The sequence below is a fragment of the Pseudomonas sp. genome, from assembly GCF_049645325.1.
Classification (GTDB): Bacteria; Pseudomonadota; Gammaproteobacteria; order Pseudomonadales; family Pseudomonadaceae; genus Aquipseudomonas.
Genome location: NZ_JBARTQ010000272.1, coordinates 1 through 4463, shown reverse-complemented (window position 1 = coordinate 4463; position 4463 = coordinate 1). Strand labels below are relative to the sequence as shown.

Below are 4463 nucleotides of genomic sequence, written 5' to 3'. Positions count from 1 at the left end.
GTCGTCACCTGCTCCCCGCCTTTGCGAAGGTGCAGGCGCGCCCCTGCGAAAACCCCCTGTTCAACATCATCCTGGCCTTCTGGGCGCTGTGGCATTGCCGTCATGCGCGTCCGCCCGACGCACACTTCTGATCCCGTCGACTGTGCCTGACCGGCATTCATCCATCAGAAGGAACACGTCCATGACCGCAGCCATGCGTACCGCCCAGCGCAGCGCTTCCTATTACACCGCCAGCCTCAACGACCCCACTCAGTACCCGACCTTGCAAGGCCAGGTCAGCGTTGACGTGGTGATTATCGGCGGCGGCTTTACCGGCGTCGCCAGCGCTGTCGAGCTGGCCGAGCGCGGGCTCAAGGTGGCGATTGTTGAAACAAACCGCATCGGCTGGGGGGCCAGCGGGCGCAACGGCGGGCAGGTCACCGGCAGTTTGTCGGGCGACGAAGCCATGCGCCAGCAGATGCGCACTCGCCTGGGCGATGAGGTCGACGATTTTATCTGGCACCTGCGCTGGCGTGGTCACGAAATCATCGAGCAGCGCGTCGCCAAATACGCGATTGACTGCGACCTCAAGCACGGCCACTTGCACGCGGCGATGAAACCGTCGCACCTCACCGAGTTGCGCGCCTTTCACGATGAGGCCCAGCGACGCGGCATGGGCGCGCAGGTCAGCCTGCTCGATCAGGCCGGCATGCGCGAGCATCTGGACAGCGAGCTGTACCTGGGCGCGCTGAAAAACACGCGCAACCTGCACCTGCACCCGCTCAACCTCTGCCTGGGCGAAGCGCGCGCGGCGCACAGCCTGGGCGCGTTGATCTTCGAACACACCGAGGTGCTGGAGATCGTCCACGGCGACCGGCCCGCGGTGATCACCGCCCAGGGCCGCATCGATGCGCGCCAGGTATTACTGGCCGGTGACGTCTACCACAGGCTGGAACCCAAACAGCTCAAGGGCAAGATCTTCCCGGCCATGGGCGGCATTGTCACCACCGCACCTTTGGGCGAGCTGGCACGCCAGATCAACCCCCGCGACCTGGCGGTCTACGACTGCCGGTTTGTGCTCGACTACTACCGCCTGACTGGCGACGGCCGCTTGCTGTTCGGTGGCGGCGCCAACTATTCGGGGCGTGACTCACGGGACATCGCCGCTGAACTGCGCCCGTGCATCGAGCGCACCTTCCCGGCGCTAAAAGGCGTGGACATCGAGTTCCAGTGGAGCTGTGCGATGGGCATTGTGATGAACCGCGTGCCGCAACTCGGCAAGCTCTCGGACAACGTCTGGTACTGCCAGGGCTATTCGGGGCATGGCATCGCCACCAGCCATATCATGGGCGAAATCATGGCCGAAGCGCTGACCGGCACGCTCGGCAGGTTCGACACCTTCGCCGGGTGCAAACACATCAAAGTGCCGCTCGGCGATGTGTTTGGCAACCCGATGCTGGCGGTGGGCATGTGGTACTACCAGATGCTGGAAAAGCTGCGCTGAGCGGCGGCGAAAACGGTGTCACGTTTTCAAAAAAAACCGCTGTTTGAACCTTGGCGATGGCTGCTATGTTTTGCAGCTGAAAATGGAGGGGTAGACCATGGAACCGCTGGACACCAACGCCGCGCTGCTGATCATCGACATGCAACAGGGCATGAACCGCCCAACACTTGGGCGGCGCAACAACCCCGAGGCCGAGTTGAAGATGCAGGCCTTGCTCGGCGCATGGCGACAGGCTCAGCGCCCCGTTGTCCACGTTCGGCATATCTCTCGCACGCCGGGGTCGGTGTTCTGGCCAGGTCAGCCCGGCTGCGAGTTTCAAGCTGCGCTGCAGCCGCTCCAACATGAGCACGTGGTGGAAAAAAACGTCCCGGACGCCTTTATCGCCTCCGGCCTGGAACGTTGGCTGCATGCGCGCGCGATCAAGCAGTTGGTGGTCGTGGGCGTGATCACCAACAACTCCGTAGAGTCTACGGCGCGTTCGGCCGGCAATTTGGGCTTTGACGTGATCGTCGTCGCGGATGGTTGCTATACGTTTGATCAAACCGATTTGTCTGGCCGCCTCTGGACCGCCGAGGACGTGCATGCGCTGTCGCTGAGCAACCTCGCCATGGACTACGCCAGAGTGCTTGAGAGCGCCGAAATCCTCGCTTAAGCGGCGGGCACAACAATGCCCGCTTGCGCCAGCATTTCAATCAACGCTTCGGGGAAAACCGTGTCCCTGGTCGCGCGCAATTCCTCAACGGTCCACCAGTGATGATCGGCCATCACCTGAGCCTCTTGCTCAGTCCAGTCGGCCTTGGAAAGCGCTTCGCTCTGGGCGTGAACGACAAAATACTGCTCAACCGCCAACACGGTTTCGCCACTGGGCAGCCTCAGCGCAAAACTGCGCTGCGCCAGGGAATCAGCAACCCTCGCCACGACGATTCCGGTTTCTTCGCGCAGTTCACGAATCGCCGCCGCGTGAAAGGTCTCGCCCTCTTCGACGCCGCCACCGGGCGTGGCCCAATAGTTGTCGCCTGCCAGCGCACCTTGGGTGTGCACGAACCGGAACAGGAGTACCGCGTTAGCGGGGCTGATTACCAGGAGTCGTGCTGCTTTTCGCTCGCGCATGTGGACGTTGCCTTCCTTGAGAGTGGGTTATATCTGGACGTTCGCGCTTAAGCGGTCACTCGATGGGCTTGCAGGTACGCGCTCAATAGCAGCGTGGTCTGTTGTTCGATACCCGCTTCAAACGCCGGTGACGCGTTGCCTTCGAGCAGCGTGCGCACAGGGCCAACAATGGCGCTCAGCGCAATCGCGGCGGTCAGGGACGGGGCTTCGAATTGAGCGTCGGTTGCCGTCGCCAACATGCCGGCAATGGCGCCGACCATACGCGTGTTGATGCGCGCCACCAGTTGCGCCCCGCCCCGCTCGGCCGCAATTGCGTACAAGGCCTTGGACACCGCAGGGTCCTGCAGTTTGACCGCGAGTAACGCTGATACCAGCCCACTGGCCATTTCCCCGACCGGCTGGCCCTGATGCCGATCACACGCCCATTCAACTGTCTCGGCCACGGTCGTCAGGTGTTTTTCCAGGATGGCAGCCAGCAACGCATCACGATTGGGGTAGTACTGATACAGGCTGCCGACCGACATGCCCGCGCGTTCAGCCACGCGCGTGGTGGTGCAGCGAATCAACCCTTGCTGGGTCAAAACCTGAAGGGTTGCCGTGTGCAGCGCCTCCACGGTCGCAGCGGAACGCGCTTGAACCGCCGATTTTCTTGGCTTCAGGGACGTTTTAAGTGTGCTCATGGAATGCGAATTCCCAAATCTGAAGGATCCTTCATATTAGAGCCTTACTCAGGTGATGCAAGGTGACAGACATGACCCGCTTGGCAAACAGCCACACATTTACCCTCGGCGACCGCACCGTGCACCGCATTGGCTACGGTGCGATGCAACTGGCGGGCCCCGGTGTGTTTGGCCCGCCCAAAGACCGTGAAGCGGCAATTGCAGTACTGCGCGAGGCCGTCGCAGCCGGCGTGAACCATATCGACACCAGCGACTTCTACGGGCCGCATGTCACCAATCAGCTTATTCGAGAAGCCCTGCACCCCTACCGCGATGACTTGACCATCGTCACCAAAATCGGCGCACGCCGCGATGATCAAGGCGGATGGCATGCCGCGTCATCCAGGGAAGAACTGACCCAGGCGGTGCATGACAACTTGCGCAACCTGGGGCTGGACGTGCTGGACGTGGTCAACTTCCGCTCAACCCACAACCTGATGGGCCCGGGTGAAGGCTCGATCGAAGCCTCATTGACCGCGCTGGCGGAACTGCAACAGCAAGGCCTGGTGCGCCACATCGGCATCAGCAATGTGACACCGACGCAGGTGGCCGAGGCGCGCGCACTGGTCAACTTCGTCTGTGTGCAGAACCTCTACAACATCGCCCATCAGCACGATAACGCCTTGATCGACGAGTTGGCTCGGGACGGCATTGCCTATGTACCGTTCTTCCCGCTGGGTGGATTTACCCCGGTTCAATCTTCAACGCTGTCCAGCCTTGCGCAGCGGCTCGGCGTAACCCCCAAGCAATTGGCGCTGGCATGGCTGCTGCGCCGGTCACCGAATATTCTGCTGATTCCTGGCACGTCGTCGGTGGACCACCTGCGCGAAAACCTCGCTGTCGGCGAGCTGGTTTTGACCGACGAGGTGTTCGCGGAGCTGAACGCCATCGCGGGCTGAACAGGTTAAGGGGCAGATGCGGGTCTGCCCTGCCATCCAGGCGTCATGCCCGCGCGGCTCGTTCTCCGAGCCGCTCAACCAGCCGCACCAGGTAACCGTCCGGGTCCTGTACCAAAACCTCACGCTGCCCGACGTCTACGTCGCCCGCCCGGTACCACACGTCCGTGCACGCTTTAAACAGCGGGTACGCTGCGGCATCCAGGCGTGCAAGCACCGTTTGCACCGCCGCCACGTCAATCTGCAGGTTCATAC

Annotated in this window: 5 protein-coding genes and 1 pseudogene; 3 read left to right on the top strand and 3 right to left on the bottom strand. The window is 62.1% G+C overall.

The genetic code is table 11. From position 1 onward, the window contains the following. Positions 1 to 181 precede the first annotated feature (181 nt). Positions 182 to 1483 (top strand): NAD(P)/FAD-dependent oxidoreductase, encoded by a 1302-nt coding sequence (locus WBB95_RS11960; RefSeq protein ID WP_424487787.1) that lies wholly within the window; start codon positions 182 to 184, stop codon positions 1481 to 1483. A 97-nt stretch (positions 1484 to 1580) separates the two neighbouring features. Next, positions 1581 to 2135 carry a cysteine hydrolase family protein gene (locus tag WBB95_RS11955; protein WP_424487786.1) on the top strand — a complete coding sequence of 185 codons (555 nt, stop codon included), beginning with the start codon at positions 1581 to 1583 and terminating at the stop codon, positions 2133 to 2135. On the opposite strand, the gene WBB95_RS11950 is transcribed toward WBB95_RS11955, so the two are convergent. Both WBB95_RS11950 and WBB95_RS11945 read right to left on the bottom strand, forming a co-directional pair. After that, positions 2132 to 2593, bottom strand: a complete 462-nt coding sequence (locus WBB95_RS11950) for an NUDIX hydrolase (RefSeq protein ID WP_424487785.1) — start codon at positions 2591 to 2593, stop codon at positions 2132 to 2134. The two genes, WBB95_RS11955 and WBB95_RS11950, sit on opposite strands and share 4 nt — an antisense overlap. A gap of 47 nt (positions 2594 to 2640) precedes the next feature. Beyond that, positions 2641 to 3273 carry a TetR/AcrR family transcriptional regulator gene (locus WBB95_RS11945; RefSeq protein ID WP_424487784.1) on the bottom strand — a complete coding sequence of 211 codons (633 nt, stop codon included), beginning with the start codon at positions 3271 to 3273 and terminating at the stop codon, positions 2641 to 2643. A gap of 71 nt (positions 3274 to 3344) precedes the next feature. On the opposite strand from WBB95_RS11945, the gene WBB95_RS11940 reads away from it, so the two are divergent. After that, positions 3345 to 4211 carry an aldo/keto reductase family oxidoreductase gene (locus tag WBB95_RS11940; RefSeq protein WP_424487783.1) on the top strand — a complete coding sequence of 289 codons (867 nt, stop codon included), beginning with the start codon at positions 3345 to 3347 and terminating at the stop codon, positions 4209 to 4211. A gap of 43 nt (positions 4212 to 4254) precedes the next feature. Here the strand turns inward: WBB95_RS11940 and WBB95_RS11935 are convergent. Further along, positions 4255 to 4463: pseudogene (locus WBB95_RS11935) on the bottom strand (VOC family protein); the annotation flags it as partial.